Annotated in this window: 20 protein-coding genes; 10 read left to right on the top strand and 10 right to left on the bottom strand. The window is 70.7% G+C overall.

The window, feature by feature from the left end; genetic code table 11:
* Positions 1–2: 2 nt before the first annotated feature.
* Positions 3–1,127, bottom strand: a complete 1,125-nt coding sequence (locus ABD743_RS39910; protein WP_344729171.1) for an App1 family protein phosphatidate phosphatase — start codon at positions 1,125–1,127, stop codon at positions 3–5.
* Between the two features lie 121 nt (positions 1,128–1,248).
* Here ABD743_RS39910 and ABD743_RS39905 point away from each other — a divergent pair, with 121 nt between their 5' ends.
* Entirely contained in the window at positions 1,249–1,926 is a 678-nt protein-coding gene (locus ABD743_RS39905; protein WP_344729169.1) for an HAD hydrolase-like protein, read from the top strand.
* Positions 1,927–1,953: 27 nt separating this feature from the next.
* On the opposite strand, the gene glpK (ABD743_RS39900) is transcribed toward ABD743_RS39905, so the two are convergent.
* Both glpK (ABD743_RS39900) and ABD743_RS39895 read right to left on the bottom strand, forming a co-directional pair.
* Positions 1,954–3,465 carry a glycerol kinase GlpK gene (glpK, locus tag ABD743_RS39900; RefSeq protein WP_344729167.1) on the bottom strand — a complete coding sequence of 504 codons (1,512 nt, stop codon included), beginning with the start codon at positions 3,463–3,465 and terminating at the stop codon, positions 1,954–1,956.
* Between the two features lie 85 nt (positions 3,466–3,550).
* On the bottom strand, positions 3,551–4,315 hold the full coding sequence (locus tag ABD743_RS39895; protein WP_344729165.1) for an IclR family transcriptional regulator: 765 nt from the start codon (positions 4,313–4,315) through the stop codon (positions 3,551–3,553).
* 236 nt (positions 4,316–4,551) lie between these two features.
* Between ABD743_RS39895 and ABD743_RS39890 the strand changes: the two genes are divergently transcribed.
* From ABD743_RS39890 to ABD743_RS39880, 3 genes are read left to right on the top strand one after another with little or no spacing between them, the layout of a single operon-like run.
* Positions 4,552–5,361, top strand: coding sequence for an MIP/aquaporin family protein (locus ABD743_RS39890; protein WP_344729163.1), 810 nt, complete (start codon positions 4,552–4,554; stop codon positions 5,359–5,361).
* Between the two features lie 32 nt (positions 5,362–5,393).
* Complete coding sequence (gene glpK, locus ABD743_RS39885; RefSeq protein ID WP_344729161.1) at positions 5,394–6,911, top strand: glycerol kinase GlpK; 1,518 nt, start codon at positions 5,394–5,396, stop codon at positions 6,909–6,911.
* Positions 6,912–6,958: 47 nt separating this feature from the next.
* On the top strand, positions 6,959–8,668 hold the full coding sequence (locus ABD743_RS39880) for a glycerol-3-phosphate dehydrogenase/oxidase (protein ID WP_344729159.1): 1,710 nt from the start codon (positions 6,959–6,961) through the stop codon (positions 8,666–8,668).
* Positions 8,669–8,790: 122 nt separating this feature from the next.
* On the opposite strand, the gene ABD743_RS39875 is transcribed toward ABD743_RS39880, so the two are convergent.
* Both ABD743_RS39875 and ABD743_RS39870 read right to left on the bottom strand, forming a co-directional pair.
* Positions 8,791–10,452, bottom strand: a complete 1,662-nt coding sequence (locus ABD743_RS39875) for an AMP-binding protein (protein WP_344729157.1) — start codon at positions 10,450–10,452, stop codon at positions 8,791–8,793.
* A 193-nt stretch (positions 10,453–10,645) separates the two neighbouring features.
* Positions 10,646–11,527, bottom strand: coding sequence for an oxidoreductase (locus ABD743_RS39870; RefSeq protein ID WP_344729155.1), 882 nt, complete (start codon positions 11,525–11,527; stop codon positions 10,646–10,648).
* Positions 11,528–11,590: 63 nt separating this feature from the next.
* Between ABD743_RS39870 and ABD743_RS39865 the strand changes: the two genes are divergently transcribed.
* Both ABD743_RS39865 and ABD743_RS39860 read left to right on the top strand, forming a co-directional pair.
* Positions 11,591–12,190: a TetR/AcrR family transcriptional regulator gene (locus ABD743_RS39865; RefSeq protein ID WP_344729153.1), complete on the top strand. Its 600-nt coding sequence runs from the start codon at positions 11,591–11,593 to the stop codon at positions 12,188–12,190.
* A gap of 329 nt (positions 12,191–12,519) precedes the next feature.
* Positions 12,520–13,545: an eCIS core domain-containing protein gene (locus ABD743_RS39860; protein ID WP_344729150.1), complete on the top strand. Its 1,026-nt coding sequence runs from the start codon at positions 12,520–12,522 to the stop codon at positions 13,543–13,545.
* A gap of 12 nt (positions 13,546–13,557) precedes the next feature.
* Here ABD743_RS39860 and ABD743_RS39855 read toward each other — a convergent pair whose 3' ends face one another.
* Complete coding sequence (locus ABD743_RS39855; RefSeq protein ID WP_344729148.1) at positions 13,558–14,004, bottom strand: hypothetical protein; 447 nt, start codon at positions 14,002–14,004, stop codon at positions 13,558–13,560.
* 87 nt (positions 14,005–14,091) lie between these two features.
* Here ABD743_RS39855 and ABD743_RS39850 point away from each other — a divergent pair, with 87 nt between their 5' ends.
* Genes ABD743_RS39850 through ABD743_RS39840 form a run of 3 tightly spaced genes read left to right on the top strand, consistent with a single transcriptional unit; the run spans position 14,092 to position 16,834 of the window.
* Positions 14,092–15,093 (top strand): threonine ammonia-lyase, encoded by a 1,002-nt coding sequence (locus tag ABD743_RS39850; protein ID WP_344729146.1) that lies wholly within the window; start codon positions 14,092–14,094, stop codon positions 15,091–15,093.
* A gap of 59 nt (positions 15,094–15,152) precedes the next feature.
* Entirely contained in the window at positions 15,153–16,193 is a 1,041-nt protein-coding gene (locus ABD743_RS39845) for an NAD(P)-binding domain-containing protein (RefSeq protein ID WP_344729144.1), read from the top strand.
* A 32-nt stretch (positions 16,194–16,225) separates the two neighbouring features.
* The gene (locus tag ABD743_RS39840; protein ID WP_344729142.1) at positions 16,226–16,834 is read left to right on the top strand and encodes a hypothetical protein; all 609 of its coding nucleotides are present in this window, start codon (positions 16,226–16,228) and stop codon (positions 16,832–16,834) included.
* 19 nt (positions 16,835–16,853) lie between these two features.
* Here the strand turns inward: ABD743_RS39840 and ABD743_RS39835 are convergent, their stop codons facing one another.
* On the bottom strand, positions 16,854–18,104 hold the full coding sequence (locus ABD743_RS39835) for a YncE family protein (RefSeq protein WP_344729140.1): 1,251 nt from the start codon (positions 18,102–18,104) through the stop codon (positions 16,854–16,856).
* 110 nt (positions 18,105–18,214) lie between these two features.
* Entirely contained in the window at positions 18,215–18,961 is a 747-nt protein-coding gene (locus ABD743_RS39830; protein WP_344729138.1) for an SDR family NAD(P)-dependent oxidoreductase, read from the bottom strand.
* Positions 18,962–19,208: 247 nt separating this feature from the next.
* On the opposite strand from ABD743_RS39830, the gene ABD743_RS39825 reads away from it, so the two are divergent.
* On the top strand, positions 19,209–20,075 hold the full coding sequence (locus tag ABD743_RS39825) for an extracellular solute-binding protein (protein WP_344729136.1): 867 nt from the start codon (positions 19,209–19,211) through the stop codon (positions 20,073–20,075).
* A gap of 39 nt (positions 20,076–20,114) precedes the next feature.
* Here the strand turns inward: ABD743_RS39825 and ABD743_RS39820 are convergent, their stop codons facing one another.
* A complete protein-coding gene (locus tag ABD743_RS39820) occupies positions 20,115–22,016 on the bottom strand; it encodes an ABC transporter ATP-binding protein/permease (protein ID WP_344729134.1) in 1,902 nt (633 codons plus the stop codon).
* Positions 22,017–22,095: 79 nt separating this feature from the next.
* Positions 22,096–23,544 (bottom strand): NADP-dependent phosphogluconate dehydrogenase, encoded by a 1,449-nt coding sequence (gene gndA / locus ABD743_RS39815; RefSeq protein ID WP_344729132.1) that lies wholly within the window; start codon positions 23,542–23,544, stop codon positions 22,096–22,098.
* Positions 23,545–23,660: the final 116 nt, after the last annotated feature.

Genomic DNA, 23,660 nt, shown 5'->3' with positions numbered 1-23,660 from the left:
GCTCAGTGCGCGAGCTCGGCACGGACCGTGGCCACCGCGTCCTCGTCGAGCAGTCCGAGTGCCGCGGCATGTGCTGCGATCTGCGCGCTGTCGTCCACCGCCAGCATCGGCACACCGGCTGCGGTGATCTCGGCGGCGAGCGTGTCGACCTGCCGGATGCGCACCGGATCGGCTCCCGTGGTGCGGCGGATGTACACCGCGGCAACCCGCTGCGGGATGGCCCGTGCGATCGTCGCGTAGATCTCGGGGTCCTCCTGCCCGCTGTCGCCGATGAGAATGAGCCGCAGGTGCGGGTGCTCGTCGAGCAGCCGCCGCACCAGCCCGAGCTTGTGGGCCTGCGCCCCGATCCGGAACAGCCCGGTGTGGGACGGGCCCCAGTCGGTGAGCAGCAGCGGACCGAGCGGGAAACCGCGAAGCCCCACGAACTGCAGGAGCATCTCGTGCAGGTTCCACGGGCTCGTGGACACGTAGAAGACGGGCCGCGCGGGCTCGTCCGCAGGCGGGGTCACGAGAGCCCGGTAGAGGGCCGCTGCGCCGGGCAGCGGCGTGCGCTCGCTGACGTCGGTGAGCAACGTGACACGCAGGAACTCCAGGCCGCGGGTGAGCCCGGTGTGCACGATCGTGTCGTCCACGTCGCTGACCAGGCCGATGCGGGCCTCGGGATCGGTGATGAGCACGCGCGCCGTCGCGCCGGCCCCTGCGGGCCCGGTGAGACCGACCTCCAGCCAGCCGGGATCGACGTCCGGCAGTTCCACCTCGTGGTCGACGTACCCGTCCCGGTCGGTGCGGACGACGACGTCACCGCCCGGGAGGTGGAGGGTCACCTCCGCGTCCGGGACCTCGGCCGTCAGGAACCGCGCGATGCTCGCCCGCAACACTGCCCGGCGCGACTGCGGCGTCGGTGCGTCCCCTCCTTCGGCGGCCTCCAGCACCGACGGCGCTACGGCCTCGCGCCCGAGCACCAGCCGGGCTCCCACGCGAGCACGCCGGGTGGTTCCGTGGCCGATGAAGGGAATGATCACGGGGTGCCGGCGGCCGCGGAGGCGGGCGACCGCCCTGACCGCCGACTCGACGGCGTCCTCCACGCGCAGTGCGGCGGCGATGATCAGTTTTCCCGAGTCGGTCACGGGACAGGGCTACCGCACCCCGCAGCGCGCTGCCACCCCGGGATCGGCGAGTGGCCGCAGGCGGCGCGCTCGAACCCTCCGGCTGCGGGGTCTGATGCACAGGGGCCGTAGTCTCAGGTCGGTGCGCACTGTCCTGCTCGACCTCGACGGCACCCTGGTCGACTCCGCCCGCACGATCACCGAGCACCTCGCCGCAGCACTGACACAGGTCGGCTTCCCGGTGCCGCCCCCCGAGACGTTGCGCCGGCTCGTCGGGCCGCCGTTCGAGACAGCACTCCCGGAGCTCGGCCTGACGGACGAGCAGACCTCCGCAGCCATCACCGCCTACCGGTCGTCCTACGACGCCGTGGCCGCCACGGTCACCCCGGTCTACCCCGGTGTGCCCGCCCTGCTCGAACGCCTGCGCGAGGCGCGCCTGCAGCTGGCCGTCGCCACGTCCAAGCCCGAGGAGCTGGCGCGCAAGATCGTCGCCGGCACCGGGCTCGCCGGGTTCCTCGAGGTCGTCGGTGGCGCCGACCACGTGGGCGGCCGGGTGGGCAAGGCCGCCGTCGTCGGCTCCGTGATCGAGCGGCTGGGCGTCGACCCGGAACGTCAGCCCGTGGTGATGGTCGGCGACCGCCACCACGACGTCGACGGCGCGGCCGAGCACGGCATCCCCGCGATCGGGGTGGCGTGGGGGTACGCGGAGCCCGGCGAGCTGGACGGCGCCCGCCTGGTGGTGGCCGACCTCGAGGAGCTGGCGCAAGTGCTGCGCAGCGATGCGGTGTGGTCCACCCTTCCGCCGGGCACGCGCGACTGACCCCCGCGATCACGAAGATCCTCCGAGTCACTCCGGGCCCGGTGTCTGCACCCAGCCGTAGCTGCGGTTCACCGCACGGCCCCAGTTCTCGTGCTCGCGCCGGCGCAGGCCTTCGTCCATCGCCGGTTCCCATGCGGCCGCGCGGTGCCAGTTGCCGCGCAGCACCTCCAGGTCCGACCAGTGCCCGACCGCGAGTCCCGCCGCGTACGCGGCTCCCAGCGAGACGGCCTCGGACACCAGCGGCCGCTCCACGGGCACGTCGAGGACGTTGGCGACGAACTGCATCAGCAGATGGTTCGCCGTCATCCCGCCGTCGACCTTGAGCCGGGTGACCGGCACGCCGGAGTCTGCGTTCATCGCGTCGATCACCTCGCGCGTCTGCCACCCCGTGGCCTCGAGCACCGCCCTGGCGAGGTGGCCGCGGTTGATGAACGACGTGAGCCCCACCATCACGCCACGCGCGTCCGGGTGCCAGCGCGGCGAGTACAGGCCGGAGAACGCGGGGACGATGTAGCAGCCCCCGTTGTCGGGGACGGAGCTCGCGAGCGTCTCGATCTGGGCGGCCGTGCCGATCATCCCGAGCGAGTCGCGGAACCACTGCACGAGCGACCCGGTCATCGCGATCGCGCCCTCCAGGGCGTAGACGGGCTTGTCGCCGAGCAGATACCCGATGGTCGGGATCAAGCCGTGGGTCGACTCGGCCAGCCGGGGCCCGGTGTTCATCAGCAGGAACGCGCCCGTGCCGTAGGTGCACTTGATCTCACCGGGTGAGAAGCACACCTGTCCGACCAGGGCGGCCTGCTGGTCACCGAGCGCGCCGGCCACCGGAACGCCGGGCAGCACGGCGGTGCAGGTGCCGTAGACCTCGGCGTTGGGACGAATCTCGGGAAGCATCTGCCGGGGCACCGCGAGCACGTCCAGCAGCTTCTGGGACCACTCGAGCGTGCGGACGTCCATCAGCATCGTGCGGCTCGCGTTGGTGACGTCACTGACGTGCCGGCCGCCGTCGGGGCCGCCGGTGAGCCACCAGATGAGCCAGCTCTCCATCGTGCCGAACAGGACGTCGCCCTTCTCCGCGCCGTCGCGGGCGCCGGGCACGTGGTCGAGCAGCCAGCGCAGTCGGGGTCCCGAGAAATACGTGGCAGGGGGAAGCCCGCAGATGTCCTTGATCAGACTCGCGTGCCCGTGCTCGACCAGACGGGCGACGATGCCGTCCGTGCGAGTGTCCTGCCAGGTGATGGCGCGTGCGAGCGGGGTGCCGGTATGCCGGTTCCAGATGACGGTGGTCTCGCGCTGGTTCGCGATCCCGAGTCCGACGATGTTGTCCGGGGTGAGGCCTGCGTTGCGCAGGGCCGCCGGGACGACCCGCATGACGTTGCGCCATATCTCGGCGGCGTCGTGCTCCACGAGACCGGGCCGGGGGTAGTGCTGGCGGTGCTCCCGCTGCGCGACGGCGAGCATCCGCCCCGAGCGGTTGAACAGCAGGCAGCGGGTGGATGTGGTGCCCTGGTCGATCGCGGCGACGACTCGCTCGGTCACGGCTCCCCCGCTCCGCGCGCCGAGACGGCGGCCGCCGAGGAGGACCGGCGCCCGGGGGAACTACTCGCGGTCCTCGCGGCCCGTGTCATCGCCCCTCCGTCAACGCAGCGGAGATGGCGCGCGCCGCACCCACCATCTGCTCGAGCATCCACGGCCGCAACTCACCGCCCAGCCCGAAGAGTTCCTCGACCGGCCCGACCACTCCGATGGCCGCAACCACCAGCCCTCCGCTGGCCCGCAGCGGTGCAGCCGCACCGCCCAATCCCGTCTCGTACTCGCCGGTGTCGCTCGCCCAGCCGCGGCGACGGGCGACCGCCAGATGCGCCTCCAGCGCCGCCACGGTGGTGCAGGTGCGTCCGGTCCACCGCTGGAGGTCGAGCTCCCGGGCCTGAGGCGTGGCCACCGGCGCGAATGCGAGCAGGCATTTGCCCAGCGCCGTGGCGTGCAGGGGGAACTCCTCCCCCGTCCGAATCCGCTGCGGCGACCCGTCCGGCCGGAACACGTGGTGGACGAGCCGGACCGATCCCGACGACACGACGCCGAGGTGCACGGCCTCCCCCGTGCTCCCGGCCAGGGAATCCGCCCAGTTCATGGCGCGGGCCCGCAGGTCGTGCAGGTCCCATCCACCACTGTCGAGCCGGCGCAACGCCAGGCCGAGCTGGTAGCGGGCGGTCTCCAGGTCCTGCTCGACGAACCCGACCTCGCGCAGCGTCCGGACGATGCCGTGTGCGGTTGGCCGTGGGAGGTCGAGGGCCGCCGCAATCTCTTTCAGCCCGAGCGGCCGGTCCGTGCTACCGAGCAGCCGCAGCACCGCCGCGGCCCGCTCGATGGACTGGATGAACCCCGGCACGGGCCGACTGTACGGCGCGTCGACCAGGCGATCGACGCGTAGAAGACGGGCTCTACACGATGGCGCGCCCTACGGCCGTCCGGGTGGGTGAGCCGTGCACCTTCTCGGAGGCATGTGATGTTCGTCCGAATGCGCGTTCGACGATGCCGAACGACGGCCGTTGACCGCAGGTCACACGCGTTTCTAGCGTGCGGGCACCGCCCGTCCGAGCGGTATCCCATCCAGGGAGGACTTCGATGACGAAGAACTCGTACATCGGGGAGCTGGCGGCCGAGTTCTTCGGCACCATGATCCTCTTGTTGTTCGGCGCCGGTGTGGTGGCGCAGGTCGTGGCAGCCGGCCTCGGAGACCACGACTCCATCGCCTGGGCCTGGGGGATCGGCGTGATCCTCGGCGTCTACGTGGCAGGTCGCCTCAGCGGCGGCCACATCAATCCGGCCGTGACACTCGCACTGGCCGCGTTCCAGGGCTTTCCCTGGCGGAAGGTCGTGCCCTACATCGTGGCGCAGACCGCGGGGGCGTTCGTCGCGGCGCTCATCGTCCGATTCAACTACGCCGACTGGATCGACAAGGTCGACCCGGGACACACGTACAAGACGCAGATCATCTTCTCCACCCTCCCGGGTAACGGCGAAGCCGGCATCAGCCTCACCACCGCGTTCTTCGACCAGATCATCGGTACCGCGATCCTGGTCTTCGTGGTCTTCGCGCTGGTCAACGCACGCAACAACCCGCCGCTGTCCAACCTCGTCCCGGTGGTCATCGGGCTCCTGGTGGTCGGGATCGGCATGGCGTGGGGCGCCAACGCCGGCTACGCGATCAACCCCGCCCGTGACTTCGGGCCCCGGCTCGCGTCGTACATCACGGGGTACGCCGGTGCTTGGACTGATCAGAACGGCACACCATATTGGTGGTTACCGATCGTCGCACCGATAATCGGCGGCCTGATCGGTGGTGCACTGTTCCAGCTCTGCATCAACCGGTTCATCGTCTTCGCCGACGCCGAACACGAGCCCACCCCGGTGGGCCGCGACGTGCCTCGCTAACCACGCCCCACCTACAACAGCGGAGAGAACTCATGGCCGAGTTCGTCGGTGCCCTGGACCAGGGCACTACCAGCACCCGATTCATGATCTTCGATCACTCGGGCAACGAGGTGGGGCGCCACCAGCTCGAGCACGAGCAGATTCTGCCGCAGGCCGGCTGGGTGGAACACAACCCCGTCGAGATCTCATTGCGCACGTCATCGGTGATTCAGACCGCGCTCGTCAAGACCGGGCTCAAGGCGTCGGACCTCGTGTCGATAGGCATCACCAACCAGCGCGAGACCACCGTCGTCTGGGACAAGCGGAACGGGCGCCCGCTCTACAACGCGATCGTCTGGCAGGACACGCGCACCGACCGCATCGCCTCCGCCCTCGAACGTGAGGGCAAGGGCGACGTCATCCGGCAGAAGGCGGGTCTCCCGCCCGCCACGTACTTCTCCGGCGGGAAGATCCAGTGGATCCTCGAGAACGTCGACGGCGCCCGGGAGGCCGCCGAGAGCGGCAACGCGATCTTCGGGAACACCGACACCTGGGTGATGTGGAACCTCACGGGTGGCGAGGACGGCGGCGTCCACGTCACCGACCCGACGAACGCCAGCCGCACGATGCTGATGAACCTCGAGACGCTCGACTGGGACGACGAGCTGCTCGGCTTCTTCGGCATCCCGCGGTCGATGCTGCCCGAGATCAAGCCGAGCTCGTGCCCCGAGTGCTACGGCACGACGCGGCTGACGGGGCCTCTGCGCGGCGAGGTCATGATCACCGGCGACCTCGGTGACCAGCAGGCCGCCACCGTCGGCCAGGTGTGCTTCGCGCCCGGAGAGGCGAAAAACACCTACGGCACCGGCAACTTCATGCTGCTCAACACCGGCACCGAGCTGGTCCGCTCGAAGGCGGGGCTGCTCACCACCGTCTGCTACCAGTTCAGCGACGACCGGCCGGTGTACGCACTCGAGGGCTCGATCGCCGTCACGGGGTCGGCCGTGCAGTGGCTGCGCGACCAGCTCGGCATCATCTCGGGCGCCTCGGAGAGCGAGTCGCTGGCCCGGCAGGTGGAGGACAACGGCGGCGTGTACTTCGTGCCCGCGTTCTCCGGACTGTTCGCCCCGTACTGGCGCTCGGACGCCCGCGGCGCGATCGTCGGGCTTTCGCGCTACAACACCAACGCCCACCTGGCCAGGGCCACGCTCGAGGCCATCTGCTACCAGAGCCGCGACGTGGCCGAGGCGATGGAGAAGGACTCCGGCGTGCACTTGGAGGTGCTCAAGGTCGACGGCGGTGTCACCGCCAACGAGCTGTGCATGCAGATCCAGGCCGACGTGCTCGGCGTGCCGGTGAGCCGGCCCGTCGTCGCGGAGACCACGGCTCTGGGCGCGGCGTACGCGGCAGGCCTCGCAGTCGGGTTCTGGAAGAACACCGACGAGCTGCGCTCCAACTGGAACGAGTCGAAGCGCTGGCAGCCCCAGTGGAGCGAAGAACAGCGCGACGCCGGGTATGCACAGTGGAAGAAGGCGGTGACCAGGACTCTGGACTGGGTTGACGTCGACTGAGCACGACCCGGCCCGGAACCGGGTCATCACGATGAGAGGAAACAGCCATGAGATCGGTTGCGCTCTCTCCGCAGGCCCGTGAGGCTGCGCTGGAGGCAATGGGTTCGACCGAACTCGACGTGCTGGTCGTCGGGGGCGGTGTCGTGGGCAGCGGGTCCGCCCTCGACGCCGTCACCCGCGGCCTGAGCGTCGGGCTCGTCGAGGCCCGCGACTTCGCGTCGGGCACGTCAAGCAGGTCGAGCAAGCTCATCCACGGTGGGCTGCGCTATCTCGAGATGCTGGATTTCCGTCTCGTCGCCGAGGCACTGCAGGAGCGGGGCCTGCTCATCGAGAAGCTGGCTCCGCACCTGGTCCGGCCGGTGCCGTTCATCTACCCGCTGAAGCACGCCGTGTGGGAACGGGCCTACGCCGGTGCGGGCGTGGCGCTCTACGACACGCTCGCGCTGCTGTCCGGGCGGCCCCGGGGTGTGCCACACCACCGGCACCTGACGCGGCGGGGCGCCCGCCGCGTCTTCCCGTCGCTGCGCAAGGACGCCCTGGTGGGCGCCCTGGAGTACTACGACGCGCAGGTCGACGACGCCCGGCACACCATGTTCGTCGCGCGCACGGCGGCGGCCTACGGCGCGCACGTGGCGTCCAGGGCACGGGTGGTCGGGCTCCTGCGCGAGGGCGAGCGGGTCACCGGGGCGGAGGTGCACGACCTCGAGTCCGGCCGCACGTTCAGCGTGCGCGCACGTCAGGTCGTCAACGCCACCGGGGTGTGGACCGACGAGACCCAGAGCCTCGCCGGTGAGCGCGGGCAGTTCCACGTCCGGGCGAGCAAGGGCATCCATCTCGTCGTCCCGTACGACCGGATCCGTGGTGACGCCGGCCTGATCCTGCGCACCGAGAAGTCGGTGCTGTTCGTCATCCCGTGGGGCCGGCACTGGATCATCGGCACCACCGACACGGACTGGACACTCGGGCTGGCCCATCCGGCCGCGAGCGCGGCGGACATCGACTACCTGCTCGAACACGTCAACACGGTGCTCGAGGAACCCCTCAGCCACGCCGACGTGGAGGGCGTGTACGCCGGGCTGCGGCCGCTGCTGTCGGGCGAGTCGGAGTCGACGTCGAAGCTCTCGCGCGAGCACGCCGTCTCGCATGCGGTGCCGGGCCTGGTGGTTGTGGCAGGCGGCAAGTACACCACCTACCGCATCATGGCCAAGGACGCCGTCGACGCCGCGGTGCACGGGCTCTACGCCAAGGTGCCGCCGTCGGTCACCGAGGACGTCCCGCTGCTGGGCGCCGAGGGCTTCGCCGCGCTGAAGAACTCGTCGCACCTCCTGGCCGAGCAGTACGGGGTGCACGAAGCTCGCATCCAGCACCTGCTCAGGCGTTACGGGTCGCTGATCCACGAGGTGCTCGACCTCGTCGCACAGGACCCGTCGCTGGGCGAGCCACTGACCGGGGCACCGGACCACCTGCGTGCCGAGATCGTCTACGCGGCCTCGCACGAGGGCGCCCGGCACCTGGACGACGTGCTCGCTCGCCGCACCCGGATCTCGATCGAGACCTTCGATCGGGGACTCGGGTCCGTCGAGGAGGCCGCCCGGCTCGTCGCGCCGGTCCTCGGGTGGAGCCAGGAGCAGATCGATCGAGAGGTGGAGCACTACCGCAAGCGCGTCGAGGCCGAGCGGGAGAGCCAGAAGATGCCCGACGACGAGACGGCCGACGCCGCCCGCATGGGCGCACCGGAGGTCGTGCCGGTGCGGTGACCCCCTGCCGCCCCCGTCCGCGCGGGTGGCGGCAGGTACCGGTGGCGGACTCGCCCGCGAGCCGACGTCCCCCCGGCTCGCGGGCGAGTCCGTCTGCCCACCGGCGATTCCGCTCTCCGCGGTCAGTCCGCGAGCGCGGCCTCCCCTCGAACCCAGCGTCGGAGCAGTTCCTTGCGCACTTTGCCGTTGTTGCGGGGCAGCGTCGCGACGAGCTCCAGGCGGGAGGGCAGGTACCACTCCGTCATGCCCTGGTCGCTGAGGTACTTGCGCAGCTCGTCCAGGGTGACCGGGGGCGAGGTCGCCGGGACGACGACGGCACAGGCCAGTTCGCCTGCGTCGTCATCGGGGTAGCCGACCAGCGCGACGTCCGTGACGCCGGGGTGCTCGAGCAGCCCGGACTCGACGTCGTGGGCGGGGATCATGAACAACCCGCCGATGCGATCGGCAGCGCGGCCCATCAGCTTGAACCCGCCGCGTCCGTCGGGAACGGCGAGGTCTCCGGTGTCGTACCAGCCGTCGCTCTGATCGGCGATGACCACGAGCTTGCCGGTGTCGCGGCCCACGGTTGCCAGGCACACGCCACCGCCTCGGACGAAGGCGCGGCCGGGTCGGTCACGGGTGATCTCGGCGTCCGACCGTAGGTCGACCTCCACGGCTCTGGCGGGCCGCCCGTCGCTGTGCGCGGCCCATTCCGGCGGGTCGTCCTCGCGGGTCAGCGTGAGGAGCCCGACCTCGGTCATGCCCCAGCCTGCCCGCAACGGCACCCCGAACGCCCGCGGGACCTCCGAGACGAGCGGCCGCGGAATGGCGGTGCCGGCACAGACGAGCGTGCGGATCGCGGGCAGATGCTGGGGTCGGTCGTTCCGGGCCGCGATCAGATCCTGAAAGAAGGTCGGCCCGGCATACATGATCGTGGTGCCGGTTTCGTCGAGTACTGCGGCAGCCCGCTCGCCGGACCAGGAGTCGAGCAGGACTCTGCACGCCCCGTTCAGCAGGGAGAGCAGAGTGGCGCGATACGCGAGGGTGTGCATCAACGCATGCGGCGTGAAGATCACGTCCCGGGGCCCGACTCCCAGCTCCCCGAGACCTGCCGTGCCTGCGTGCACCGTGTTCTCGCTGTGGAGCGCGCCTTTCGGCTCGCCGGAGGTGCCCGACGTGAAGAAGAGCACGGCAACGCGGTCCGGATCCTCCACCGCGTCGTCCAGGGCGACCGGGTGGCGCTGCTCCCATGGGGTGTTCTCGAAGAACGAGCCGAAGTCGGTCTCACCGTCGTCCACCTTGCCGATCACCACCCGGTGCCGCAGCTCGGGCAGCCGCGGAGCCATCTCACGCAGTGCCGCGGCGTGGTCGAACCCCGCCCACTCGTCGACCGTGATGCAGACGTTCGCGCCCACTCGAGCAAGCATCCGCTCCAGCTCGCGGGGCCGGATCGTGGTCATGACCGGTGCCAGCACCGCCTGCAGCCGCGTGGCCGCCAGAAAGAGCGCCGCGGCCTGCCACCAGTTCGGCAGCTGGAACGCGACCACGTGGCCCGGCCGCACGCCCATTTCGTACAACGCTCCGGCGAACCGCTCCACGTAGTGGGCGAAGTCGGCATAGTCGATCTCGACGGAGCTCATCTCCGAGGGCGTGGCGCCTGCCCGGTAGGCCTTGATCGCGACAGCATCGGGCGACTCGCGGCGCCACCGACGTAGATCACCGACAGGACCCGAGTCGCGCCAGACCCCGGCGGCGTGGTATTTCCGCGCAGCAGCATCGGATGGGCGGATCAGAAAAACAGACACTTCAGAGCCCCCTCAAAGCGAATGATGTCTTGCGCCGTATTCGGCATCCGAGATGATTCACCGAACAAGCGGGCGAATTGGACGGACATCTTTGTCCTGGCCCGCTTTCAGAATTCGGGTCGGACCGTCCAGGGGAGGAGACACTTCCGCTGCTATAACCACCACTGCCGAAGGGCCGATGGAGAGGTATCGATCAGGAAGGCAGCGGGAACGGCACGCCGGTGAGCTTCTCCGACAGCGTCCAGAGATCGCGGGCGAGGTCGGGGTCGGCAGCCTGCGGCGACCTCCCGACGAGGGTGGGGCGACCGCGCATCTCGCCGAAGCCGCCCGGGCCGACATAGCTGGCACCGGGGAGGTCCCGGGTGGCAGCGAAGAGGGTGGGCGCCGCGCCCGCCTCGGTGCTCTGCTGCACGACAGTGCCGACGGCCTTCGCGGCGACGACCAGGGCGGCGGGCATGTGGCGGCCGAAGTTCGACGCCGCCATGCCGGGATGCGCCGCCAGCGCGAGGACGGGAGAACCACTGGCGACCAGGCGTCGCTGCAGTTCGAGCGTGAACAGCAGGTTGGCGAGCTTCGACTGACCATAGGAGGCGAAGAGCCGGTACGGCCGTGACTCCCAGTTGATGTCGGTGAGGTCGATCCCGCCGTACCGGTGCGCGTTCGACGCGACCGTGACCACGCGGTCCGTGATGTGCGGCAGCAACAGGTTCGTCAACGCGAAGTGGCCGAAGTGGTTGGTGCCCATCTGCAGCTCGAACCCGTCGGCCGTGACGCGGCGCTTCGGCAGGTTCCCCACCCCGGCGTTGTTGATCAGGACGTCGATGTCGCCGTCCCAGGACTCGGCGAACCGCCGCACGGAGCCGAGGTCGGCCAGGTCCAGGGCACGGATCTCGGTGGAGCCGCCGAGCTCCGCCGCGACGCGTTCGCCCGCTGCGACGTCACGAACGGCCAGCACGACCCGGGCACCGCCCCTGGCGAGCGCTCGGGCGGCGGCGAGGCCGAGCCCGCTGCTCGCTCCTGTGACCACGAACCGACGACCGGCAATCCGGGCAGCATTTGCTGCGGGAGTACTCATGGCCGCCAAAGTAGGCAGCGGATACATTGTTGTCAACGACAACACCGAGGTACCCTGCCGAACATGCCCCCGGCACGTACCGCGTACCACCACGGCAACCTCCGTGAGGCATTGCTGGAGTGTGCCGAGCAGATGCTGGAACGCACCGGGGTGGGCGAGGTGTCACTGCGCGAGGTGGCCCGGCAGGCGGGGGTCAGCCACGGCGCCCCGCGCCGCCACTTCCCCGACAAGCAGGCCTTGCTCGACGCTCTCGCAGAGAACGGCTTCGAGCGGCTGGGGCGCGAACTGGACGCGGCGGTGCAGGAGGTGGACGGACCGTTCACGGTCCGGCTCACCGCCTTCGCACGGGCCTGGGTGAACTTCGCCTCCCGCCACCCGGCCCTGCTCGACATGATGTTCGCGAGCAAGAACCGGCCCCAGGCCGATTCCCTGCGCCGCGCCGCCGATCGGGCCTTCGCCGCGTCGTCGGCCATGATCTGCGAGGCGCAGGCCCACCACGACATCGTGGACCTCGACAACGATCAGGCGGCCACCGCGATCCTCGCCACCGTTCAGGGGCTCACCGCGCTGATCGTCAGCGGGATGCTCCCCGACCGGTCCCCGGACGACCTGATCGCCGACACGATCGAGACACTCCTCGACGGGCTCCGGCCCCGGAGCTAGCACGAGAACATGCGCTGGATCCGTACGTCTCGCTGAACCCCGATCGCCACCGAACCGTCGTCGGCTGTTTCCTGACGTCTTGCCGACTCGGATTTGAATAGTGATCGCGTATCCACCTGGGCCGCCTGGACCCGTCTCCGCTGCGGGTCGCGGCGACTCCTGAGCCGGTTCAGAAAGGCAAGCAGACAATGCGCCCCCGTGTCCCGGTACAACGCGACCGGGCAGATTCCAGGACACCTCCGCGCCGGCACCGCTTGACGGCCGATTCACTTGGTTTCTCTGCCGAACGCATCGTCGCGCTGCAGCGCACCTTAGGAAACGCCGCCGTCATGCGCCTACTCGCCGAGGCCAGGCACGCCCAGCGTGCGGACCACGGCCAGCAGCCGTCCGCCCCGGTGCAGCACTCGTCGGTCCCCGACGTGCTGCGCTCCTCGGGACGTCCGCTGGACGACACGGTGCGGAGCGACATGGAGGCCCGGCTCGGCGCCGACTTCTCCGACGTGCGCCTGCACACCGGCATCGCCGCTCAGCGCTCCGCCACGGAGATCGGAGCCCGTGCCTACACGGCAGGCCGCCACATCGTCATCGGCACGGGCGGCGCCGACCGCAAGACCCTGGCCCACGAGCTCACCCACGTGATCCAGCAGCGGCAGGGACCCGTGGCAGGCACCGACGACGGCACGGGCCTGCGGATCAGCGATCCCTCCGACCGCTTCGAACGTGAGGCCGAGGCGAACGCCGCACGGGCGTTGCGGCCGGGGGCCCTGGTCTCCGGCGGAGAGCGATCTGCCGCGACGGATTCACCACGGCGGGCCGGCCGCGCGAAGTCCGTGCAGCGGGTTCCGGACGAGGCCGGTGGCAGTGGGGGCGGTGGCCTTGCGGCCATGTTCAAGGCGAGCCTCGGCGTCATCCGGCTGCGCTCCGATGCCCCGGCCCCTCAGCCGGCGCGCAAGATGGCGGTCAGCCACATCGCTCAGGTTCTGGCCGAGAGCGGCCAGCACGGTGAGGAGACGGTGGGGTCCGGGGTGATGACCTCGATCGGCGCGATCGAAGCCCTCGCTGGGGAGAACGGGGCCCGGGACATCCACACCGTCTTCCAGCGGCCCGAGCTCAGCGAGCTGTACAGGATCCCGGCGAACGACCCCCGCGCCCCGGCTGCCCACCGCGCCATCGCAGAGCAGGAGCTGGCCTATTGGCGACGCCAGCACGCGGCGAATCCATCCGTCGGAACTGGTGTGGCGATCAACGTGGACGCGGACACCCGCGTCAAGCTCCAGAAGACCCTCGGCTCGGCGGCGAAATGGTCGGAGGAGCTCCGCAAAGGCGCCGCGCGAGCGGGCAACCAGTTCGAGTGACCGGCGGGCGGGCTATTCCTCGTCCCACACGGCCAGCAGGCTCACCAGCACGAACACCTGCACGGACAACGGCAGGCCGGGAAGGTCGGCCTCCGCCTCACCCCGCCACGTGCTGATGCGCCGCACCGACCCGGCCACGGCGTCGTCCTGGATCAGCACGTGTTCGTTGCGGATCAGCGACTGGCGTTCGAACGAGTACGTGTGGCCGTCGGTCTCGAGCGTCCACTCGCCGCGGCCCACGGCGTCGGCCATTGCAAGGAGTTCGCCCGACTCGTCGAGCAGCCGGTAGCGGCGCCACGACCAGCCGCCGCGCGCCACGTCGTAGCGACGGCCTTCGAGCACGAACGAACCGCCGCCGAAGAACGTGGACGGCTTCCAGGTGCACAGCGTCGTGCCATCGTGGGCGATCTCGTACCGGGTGCTCAGCAGGCCCATCCGCGACGCACGCAGCACAGTCAAACCCCACCATGCCCCGGCACAGCTCCGCCATCCCCCGGGAGCAGCCCGTATGCGACCGCGGCCACATGCGGGGGTTAGCGTTGCCATGTGAGCGACCTGATCACCATCGACCACATCACGGCAGCGACGGAACGCATCACGGGGCACGTGTTGCGCACCCCCACAGTCGCCAGCCCGGGCCTCACCGCACACCTCGGGGTGCCCGTCATGCTCAAGCTGGAGTTGCTACAGCGCTCCGGCTCGTTCAAGCCACGCGGCGCGTTCAACAAGCTGCTCGGCCTCACCCCCGCCGAGCTCGCGGCAGGCGCGGTGGCGGTCAGCGGCGGCAACCACGGGATCGCGCTGGCCGACGTCGCCGGTTCGCTGGACGTCGCCGCCACCGTGGTGATGCCGGAGTCGGCGCCGCAGCGGTCGATCGCCACCTGCCGGGCCGCCGGCGCCACCGTGCGCCTCACGCCGGACATGGGGAGCGCCTTCGCCCTGCTCGACGAGCTCGTGGCAGGTGGGCTCACGCTCGTGCACCCCTTCGACGACCCGATCGTGATGGCCGGTCAGGGCACCGTCGGCGCCGAGTTCGCCGCGGACGCGCCCGACGTCACCGACGTGCTGGTGAGCATCGGCGGCGGCGGGCTCATCTCCGGCGTCGCCACCGCGATGCGGGCTCTCCTGCCCGGCGTGCGCATCTGGGGTGTCGAGACCGAGGGCGCCGACGCGATGACGCGCGCGCTCAAGGAGGGGTCACCCGTGGGCATCACGCCGACCTCGATCGCCAGCACGCTCAGCGCGCCGCACGTGTCGCAGCTGACCCTCGACCACGTCCGTGCTCTCGTCGAGGAGGTGCTCGTCGTGCCGGATGCCGACGCCGTAGCGGGCACCCTCACCCTCGCCGGGGAGGCGAAGGTGTGGGCCGAGCCCGCTGCGGGCTGCCTCGTGGCCGCCGCGCCGCAGGTGCTCGACCGTGTCGGCCCGGACGCCCGCCTCGGCCTGGTGATCTGCGGCGGCAACGTCACCACGGCGGACGTGGCCGGCTGGGTGGAGCGGTTCGCTGTCGGTCCGCTCGCCCGCCGCCCCGCTTCCGCCGCGCGCTGAGCTGCGCGGAAGCCCCGCGGGGCGTCCGGCGTTCCACGGCTGTGCGTAGCGATGTCGTGGTGATCGGAGCCGGGCAGGCGGGGTTGTCCGCGGCGTACGGCCTGCGCCGGGCCGGGCTCGAACCGGGTGCCGGCTTCGTCGTGCTCGACGGCGAGGACGGCCCCGGCGGGGCGTGGCGGCACCGCTGGCCGACGCTGCGGGTCGACACGGCACACCGCATCAACGACCTGCCCGGGCTGCCGTTCGCGCCCGCCGACCCGTCGCGGCCGGCGGCCGAGGTGGTGCCCGCCTACTTCGCCGAGTACGAGCGCGAGTTCGATCTGCCAGTGCGCCGCCCCGTGCACGTCACGGCCGTCCGGGACCGGGCTCCCGAACTGCTCGTCGAGACCGATGCCGGCGCGTGGACCACCCGCGCCCTGATCAACGCCACCGGCACCTGGACCCGCCCCTTCCGCCCCCGCTACCCCGGGCAGGACGCCTTCCGCGGCCGCCAGCTGCACACGGCCGACTACCGCGGACCGGAGGAGTTCGCCGGGCTGCGGGTCGTGGTGGTCGGCGGCGGGACGTCCGCCGTGCAACTGCTCATGGAGATCGCCACGGTCGCGGCGGCCACGACATGGGTGACGCGACGACCGCCCGAGTTCAGGGACGGCCCCTTCGACGAGGACACGGGACGCGCCGCAGTGGCCCGCGTCGAGGAGCGGGTGCGCGCGGGGCTGCCACCGCAGAGCGTCGTCGGCGTGACCGGGTTGATGCTCACCCCGCAGGTGCGCGCGGCGCAAGAGTCGGGTGTGCTCCACCGGCTGCCCATGTTCGAGCGGATCACTCCCGATGGGGTCAGCTGGGCCGACGGCACCACCGTGACGGCCGACGTGATCCTCTGGGCCACCGGCTGGCGGGCCGCACTGGGGCACCTCACTCCGCTGGGGCTGCGCGGGCCGGGCGGAGGGATCGCGGTCGACGGCACCCGGGTCCGCTCCGACCCGCGGATCCATCTCGTGGGCTACGGCCCGAGCGCGAGCACGATCGGCGCCAACAGGGCCGGACGGGCAGCCGCGCGCGAGGTGATGTCGTTGCTGCAGGAGCCCCTCAGCGCGTGACACCCAGGGCGTCCCGGTGTGTGGTGACCGGGGTGCCACTGCCTTTCTCCACACGTGATCCACGTCTCGGCGCGACACCGAACGTAGATCCACTTGGATACGTGCTCCGAATGAGTCCAGCAGCGGCAGACGAGCACAGAAGAAAGGCATCAGAAATGCAGAAGGTGATCCGGCGCGTGATGACGGGGGCAGGAGTCCTCGGGGCGGTTGCGGGTATTCTTTTCGCATCCACCGTGCCCGCATTCGCGGCGCCGGCCCAGTCGTCCGCCACATCCGAGAAGGGTCTTCTGAAGCTCTGCGCCGAGCAGGACTTCGCCGCGCGCCTCACCGTCGTCGGGACGAACGACCCGGTCAAGCAAGCTGCTGACGTGGAGGCTTCGGCCGGCACCTGTGGCACCCTCGACCTCTCGTCCCCCGCAGGGAAGCTCGTCGCGCAGGGGCAGGCGGTTCTCGTGCTCGACGGCGCGGATGTGCCGGGAATCTCGAACGCCGTGAACTTCACACGCATCGGCTCCACCACCGCGAACGACCTTCAGAACGGATTCGTCGTCACCGCCACCACGAACATCGGCGGCACCAGGATCGGCGAGTTGCAGGACGCGAGCGCCACGAATGTGTTCGGCGGCAACCTGAAGAACTGATCCTGATTCCTCGGCCGCCTCACCGCGTTATTCCGGTGTGCCCCAGTGAGTAGCGACCGGGCTGAGGCCACACGCACAGCCCGTGTGGCCCGTGCCCCACGCGGAACGTGTGGATCAGGCGTCCGTCGGTGGTGTCGATGACATAGACCGCGCGGTCGTAGCGGCCCGAGAGCCACAACTGCCGGCCGTCCGGGGTGACGTTGCCCATGTCCGGGCTGCCACCGGGGATCCACCACTTCGTGATCGGGGCACCGGTGTAGGCGTCGAGCACGCTGATGCTGCCCTCGTGCCGGTTCGTGACGAACATCCGCTTCGCGTCGCGGGAGAGGTAGAGCCCGTGCGCGCCGTGTCCGGTGGGGATCTCGCGAAGCACCTTGGTGGCCGCGCCGTCGAGCACCCAGAGCCCGTTCTGCTCGCTGTCGGCGACGTAGAACACCGAGCCGTCCGGGGCGAGTTTGACGTCCTGCGGGCCCATTGTCCTGTTCCGCACGGGCATGTCGATCATGCGGAGCAAACGGCGCGACGCCACGTCGACCACCGCGACCCGCCCGGCGAACTCACAGCTGAACACGGCCGTGCGCCCGTCGGCGGTGAAGTCTGCGTGGTCGATCCCGGCGCAGTCGGGGGTGGGCAGGTCGCCTTGCTCCTGCCAGGTGTGCGGGTCGTAGAACACCAGCCGCTTCTGGGCCTCGGCCACGGAGATCGCCGTCCGGCCGTCCGGGGTGAAGTACATGTTGTACGGGTCCTGCACCGGGATGTTCGGGCGGGGCTCGCCCGTCCTCGGGTCGAACGGCGTCATCTTGTTCGTGATGTCGTCGGTCGCGTAGAGCGTCTTCATGTCGTAGGACGGCACCACGTGCTGCAACTCGCCGCCCAGCTCGTACCTCGCCACGACGACGAGGCGGGCGGGGTCGATCACCCAGACATCGCCGCTCTTCGTGTGCGGCACGTACACCAGAGGCTTCGCCGCCTTCGCCGCGTCGGTGAACATCGTCGGCGCGGTGGCGGAGTAGATGTTGCGTGGGTCGAGCACCGGCGGCATCCCGGGGAGCCCGTCGACCGCAGGAGCCGGGGCGGGTGCGGCCGGCGCGGCGGCCCCCGGCTCGCCCGCAGGCGGTGCCGAGACATGCGGCACGCCGGCGCAGGACGCGACGGCGACCACGACGGCCGGCAGCAGTGCGGCCAACCGCCGGCGACGCAGCCTCCGGCCGCGCCTGCCAACCGCACTGGGCGCGAACCCGCACCATCGCGTGCCGTCATCGCTCCCCATCCGCGGGACGATACGAGGCCGTGACCAGGCTTTTCCATCGCTGAGACGGCCCAGCGGGCACGGCGGCAGCGTTCGTCACGATCTCCCGCACACCGTCCGGGTGACGAGTTTCAGGATCTCCGGGAGTCTGCGTTCGCGAGCCAGTCCTGGAACTCGGTCGCGACGATGCGCTGGTCATGGGTGTCGGCCGCAGCCGGAGAACACAGCCAGCGCACCGGCTCGGCCATGACGTCGGCGGACAGCAGGTGCGCTCCGTCGGCCACCACGCCCTCCGTCATGCCGGTCGCGGTTCCGCCCCCGGGAAGGAGAATGTTCACCCGGACAGAGGTGTCGGCCAGATCGGCGGCCATCACCCGGGACAACGCCTCCGAGCCCGCCCGAGAAGGCCCGTACGGCACGAACCCGGCCCGCGTCATCGTCGCGTAGTTCACGCTGACGTTGATGATTCGGCCACCGGGAGACGCCAGCAGGTCGGGCACCACGGCGGAGGCGACGAGGAAGTAACCGGTCAGGTTGGTGTCCACCACGTCGCGGAACCCCGCCTCCGGCACCTGCCAGAACGGCTGACGCTCCACCATGAAGCGCGGGTTCACCGTGCGCATGCCGATACCGGCGTTGTTGACCAGCACGTCCAGGCCACCGAGCAGGTCGATCGTGCTGTCGCGTCCGGCCCGCACCGATGTGCTGTCACGAGCGTCCATCCCGATGCCGTGCACCTCGCCGGGCAGCGTCGCAGCCACGTCCGCGGCACGCTCGGCGGCGCGGCCGGTGATGACGATCCGGTGCCCGTCCTCGACGAGTGCGCGGGCCATGGCCAGCCCCAGCCCGCTCGTTCCTCCCGTGATCAGGATCCGCATGCCGCCAGTCTCCCCCGCCCGGCGCGGCCCGGACGAGCGGCACATCCGCACGGACCTATCGACCGACAGGGCCCCTCGTCCAACGGGATCGGACAGCCGGGGAGGAATACAAATAGCAGATTCGGGGCAGAGATTCTCATTCCTCCTTGCCAGCGGTGATCAGCTTTGGTTTCCCGCCGCAATTGCGGAACATTGAGTTGGGGGTTCCACGGCGGGCGCTGTGGCAGGGAACGAACCGGAGGATCTGATGCGGTCGTGGCGTGTGGTGGGTGTGCTGGCGGTGGCTGGGCTCGCGCTGGCGGGGTGTACGGGCTCAGGCGCGAACACGGCCGCCCCGTCCGCGAACCGCGGGCCCGTGCACGTCCTCTACGCAGGTTCGCTGGTGAACTTGATGGAGCGAGACATCGGACCGAAGTTCGCGTCGGCCAGCGGCTTTCAGTACCAGGGGGAGGGCGGCGGCTCGGACGCGCTGGCGAACGAGATCAAGGGCAAGGTTAAACAGGCCGACGTTTTCATCAGCGCCAGCCCCGCCACCAACTCGACCCTGGAGGGCGCGGCCAACGGCAACGAGGTGTCGTGGTTCGCCACGTTCGCGTCCTCGCCGCTGGTGATCGGCTACAACCCGAACAGCAAGTTCGCCGCCGACCTGAAGTCCAAGCCGTGGCAGCAGGTACTTGCCGAGCCGGGCTTCCGCCTGGGCCGCACCGATCCCACCACCGACCCGAAGGGCAAGCTGGCGGTGCAGGCTCTCGACCAGAGCGGCCTCTCGAAGCTGGCCTCGGACCAGGCGGAGGTGTTCCCGGAGACGGAGCTGGTGGGGCGGTTGCAGTCCGGCCAGCTCGATGCCGGGTTCTTCTACTCCGCCGAGGCGACACCCGACAAGATCCCCACGATCGCTGTGCCCCCGGAATCGTTGGCAGCGAACTACACGGTCACCGTGCTCAACAACGCGCCCGACCAGGCGGGTGCAGTGGCCTTCGTCAACTATCTCCTCGGCCACGACGGCACCTCGGCACTGACGGCCAACGGATTCCGGCTGACGTCGCCGCCGAAGGTCTCCGGAGCGGCCAACACGGTTCCCGCGGCACTGCACCCGCAGATTCCCGTTTCATGAATTGCTCATAGCCACGGCCACAACCGGCTGCGCCCGCCGTCAGCCCACTGCCGCAACCGCCGGTTCCGCACGCTCATCAGCCGGCGTCGGCCAGACGATGATCCGTTCCGGAGGCAGCCGCACGCGGCAGCGGGCGCCGATCGTCGCCACCCCGTCGTCGGTGCTGACGACGGTGAGCTCGCAGCCGCCGTCGAGCACGACCAGCAGCTCGGCAACGGCCCCCATGTGGACCACGTCGATGATCGTTGCCCCCTGCTCGCCTGCGCTTGCAGGCTCCGAGGCGAGCTCGACGTGCTCCGGGCGGATGCACCACTCGACGTCCGTTCCGGCCGGAAGGCCGACCGCGACCGTGGCGATCGCCGTTCCCGCCGACTCGAGCGTTCCGGCGTCGCGCATGCGACCCGCGTGCAGGTTGCGGATCCCCAGCAGCCGCGCGACGGCCGGGCCGGCCGGGTGGGCGAAGACGTCCGGCTGGAGGCCGGCCTGCAACAGCGTCCCGTCGGCCACCAGCAGTACCTCGTCGGCGAGCAGTGCCGCCTCCTCGGGATCGTGGGTGACGAGCACCGTGGTCACCGCGGTGTCGCGCTGGACACGTCGCAATTCACGACGGAGCTCGTCGCGCACCGGCGTGTCGAGCCCGGTGAAGGGCTCGTCGAGCAGCAGCAACCGGGGTTGACGGGCGAGGGCCCTGGCGAGCGCGACCCGGCGGCGCTGCCCACCCGACAGCTGATGGGGCAGCCGGTCCTCGAGACCGTCGAGGTGCAGGCGGGTGAGCCAGTGGGCGGCGACGGCGGGGTCGGTGCCGACCCCGAAGGTGATCTGGCTCCACACCGGCAGATGCGGGAGCAGGCAGGAGTCCTGCGGCACGTAACCCACGTCGCGACGCTCGGGGTCGAGCCCGGTGAGCTCGTGGCTCCCGAGAAGCACCCCGCCCTCGCGCAGCGGCGCGAGTCCGGCGAGCAGCTTGAGCATCAGTGACTTCCCCGCCCCGGACGGCCCGAGCACCGCCAGATGGCTGCTGAGCGCTGAGTGGCCCACCCGCAGATGGAACCCGCCCAGCCGGGCGTCGAGCTCGAAGCCGAGCCGCTCGGGAGGACGGGCGGCCGGGGCGCGCGGCGGCGGTGTCGCCACCCGCGCGTGCAGTCCCCCGTACCGGCGTCCAGCGGCCCCGCTCAGGGCAAGCACCACCACGGCAGCGAGCAACGCCGCGGCCACGGGGATCAGCGTGGTGTCCACCCCGGAACTGCCGAACTCCACGTAGGTGAAGACCGGCAGCGAGTACGGGTGGTAGGCGAGCACGACGGTGGCCCCGAACTCCCCGAAAGCGCGCAGCCACGCCAGGAGCAGGCCGGCCCGGATCCCGGCCCAGGCCCCCGGGAGGGCGACCCGCGCGAACCGCGACCAGCGCCCGTGCCCCAGTGTCGCGGCGACGTCGGCGAGCTCGGGATCCAACGCCGCGAACGCCGACCGCGCCGCGATGATCAGGAAGGGGGCAGCCACGAAGACCTGAGCCAGCACCACCCCGGTCAGGTCATCGGTCAGCCCGCCTCCGAACAGCTCCCCGAGCGCCGTGTAGGGACCGAACACGTAGACCAGCAGCAACCCGCTGACCAGCGGCGGAAGGGCCAGCGGCAGCTGTACCGCCACGCCGAGCAACTCGGCGGCACGGCCGCGGGCCCGCGCCAGCAGGTACCCCAGCGGTATGCCGCCGACGGCGATGACGACCGTGGCGACGGTGGCCGTGACCACCGAGACGCCCAACGCATCACCGATACCCGGCACCGTGAGCTGGTCAGCCGACGCCTCCGCCAGCCGCACGAGGAACGCCCCGATCGGGACCAACAGGTAGGCCACCAACAGCGCCGCGAGCCATGGCAGCGGCGTCACCAACATCCCGGTCGCCGCCGTGGCGTCGCAGCGTGTGGTGCGTCCTCGCAGCACGCCGGCACGCTGCGAGGACGCCCGACGCGCTGCGCGGTGCGCCGAGAGCCGCCGCAGCGACCGAGGCGCCGGAGGCTCCTCAGACGTCGGTGCGCACCTCGGTGCCGTCCTGCGCCCACCGGGTGTGGAACGAGCCCTCCGCGTCGATCCGGCGGTAGGTGTGGGCGCCGAAGTAGTCGCGCAGCCCCTGGATGAGGTTCGCCGGGCCGCGCTCGCGGCGGTAGCCGTCGTAGTAGGACAGCGACGACGAGAACGCCGGAATCGCCACGCCCTGCTCCGTCGCCGTGGCCACCACGCGCCGCCAGGCGTCCTGTGCGTTGGCCACAGCCTCGGTGAAGTAGGGCACCATCAGCAGGTTCTCGATGTCCTCGTGCTCGGCGTAAGCCTCGCGGATGCGGTTGAGGAACCGGGCGCGGATGATGCAGCCGCCCCGCCAGATGGTGGCCATGGCACCGAGGTCGAGGTTCCAGTCGTTGGCCTGCGACGCGGCCCGCATCTGCGCGAAGCCCTGCGCATACGCCACGACCTTGCTCGCGTAGAGCGCCTGGCGGATGTCCTCGACGAGGTCGGTGCGGTTCTCCCCGGCCCCCGGCACGGGCCCGGCCAGCGTGCCGGCTGCCGCCTTGCGCTCCTGGCGCAGCGACGAGAGCGTGCGCGCGAACACGGCCTCGGTGATGCCGGTGAGCGGGACGCCGAGCTCCAGAGCGTCCTGCGACGTCCAGCGTCCGGTGCCCTTCTGCTCCGCCTGGTCGACGATGGCGTCGACGAGCGGGCCTCCGGTGCGTGCGTCTGTCTTCTGGAGGACCTCACCGGTGATCTCGATGAGGTACGACTCGAGGTCGCCCGCGTTCCACTCCTCGAAGATCTTGCCGATCGCCGGGGCGTCGAGCCCTGCCACGTGCCTCAGCAGGTCGTAGGCCTCGGCGATGAGCTGGATGTCGGCGTACTCGATGCCGTTGTGCACCATCTTCACGTAGTGCCCGGCGCCGTCCGGCCCGACGTGCACGCAGCACGGCGTTCCGTCGACCACGGCGGCGATGCCCGTGAAGATGTCCTCGACCTCGGCGTATGCCGACGGGTCGCCCCCGGGCATGATGCTGGGCCCGAGCAGCGCGCCCTCCTCGCCGCCCGACACGCCGACGCCCATGAAACGCAGCCCGCGCTCTGCACAGGCATCGGTGCGCCGCTTCGTGTCGGGGAAGTGCGAGTTGCCGGCGTCGATGATGATGTCGCCCTCGTCGAGGAGCGGGGAGATTTCCTCGATCACCGCGTCGACGGGGGCCCCGGCCTTGACCATCACGATGATCCGGCGCGGCCGCTCCAGCGCGGCGACGAAGTCCTCCATGCTCTCCGCGGCCGTGAAGGCGCCCTCGTCGCCGTACGCCTCCATGAACTCACGCGTGCGTGCCGGCGTCCGGTTGTGCACGGCCACGGGGGTGCCTCGCCGGGCGATGTTGCGGGCGAGGTTCGCCCCCATCACCGCCAGCCCGGTGACTCCGATTCGGCTCTTTGCGTCTGCCACGGTCATCGCTCTCCCTCACCTCGGCCCCGGCGACGTTACCCGCGGAGCGCATCGCTCAGCTCGTCGCCCGCCTCACGTCGACCCCGCCGGGCGCCCGGGAAATTCCGCGGGCGGCCGGCGGG

It is taken from the genome of Pseudonocardia yunnanensis, assembly GCF_039534065.1.
In the GTDB taxonomy this organism is placed as follows: domain Bacteria; phylum Actinomycetota; class Actinomycetes; order Mycobacteriales; family Pseudonocardiaceae; genus Pseudonocardia; species Pseudonocardia yunnanensis.
Note: the sequence above shows the minus strand (reverse complement) of the source record. Positions and strands in the feature narration are given on the sequence as shown.

Bases quoted from the DNA above. Each gene is read 5' to 3' on its own strand.
- ABD743_RS39890 (WP_344729163.1), top strand. From the start codon at position 4,552: ATGACGAAGAACTCGTACATCGGGGAGCTGGCGGCCGAGTTCTTCGGC.
- glpK (WP_344729161.1), top strand. From the start codon at position 5,394: ATGGCCGAGTTCGTCGGTGCCCTGGACCAGGGCACTACCAGCACCCGA.
- ABD743_RS39880 (WP_344729159.1), top strand. From the start codon at position 6,959: ATGAGATCGGTTGCGCTCTCTCCGCAGGCCCGTGAGGCTGCGCTGGAG.
- ABD743_RS39870 (WP_344729155.1), bottom strand. From the start codon at position 11,527: ATGAGTACTCCCGCAGCAAATGCTGCCCGGATTGCCGGTCGTCGGTTC.
- ABD743_RS39865 (WP_344729153.1), top strand. From the start codon at position 11,591: ATGCCCCCGGCACGTACCGCGTACCACCACGGCAACCTCCGTGAGGCA.
- ABD743_RS39860 (WP_344729150.1), top strand. From the start codon at position 12,520: ATGCGCCTACTCGCCGAGGCCAGGCACGCCCAGCGTGCGGACCACGGC.
- ABD743_RS39835 (WP_344729140.1), bottom strand. From the start codon at position 18,104: ATGGGGAGCGATGACGGCACGCGATGGTGCGGGTTCGCGCCCAGTGCG.
- ABD743_RS39830 (WP_344729138.1), bottom strand. From the start codon at position 18,961: ATGCGGATCCTGATCACGGGAGGAACGAGCGGGCTGGGGCTGGCCATG.
- ABD743_RS39825 (WP_344729136.1), top strand. From the start codon at position 19,209: ATGCGGTCGTGGCGTGTGGTGGGTGTGCTGGCGGTGGCTGGGCTCGCG.
- gndA (WP_344729132.1), bottom strand. From the start codon at position 23,544: ATGACCGTGGCAGACGCAAAGAGCCGAATCGGAGTCACCGGGCTGGCG.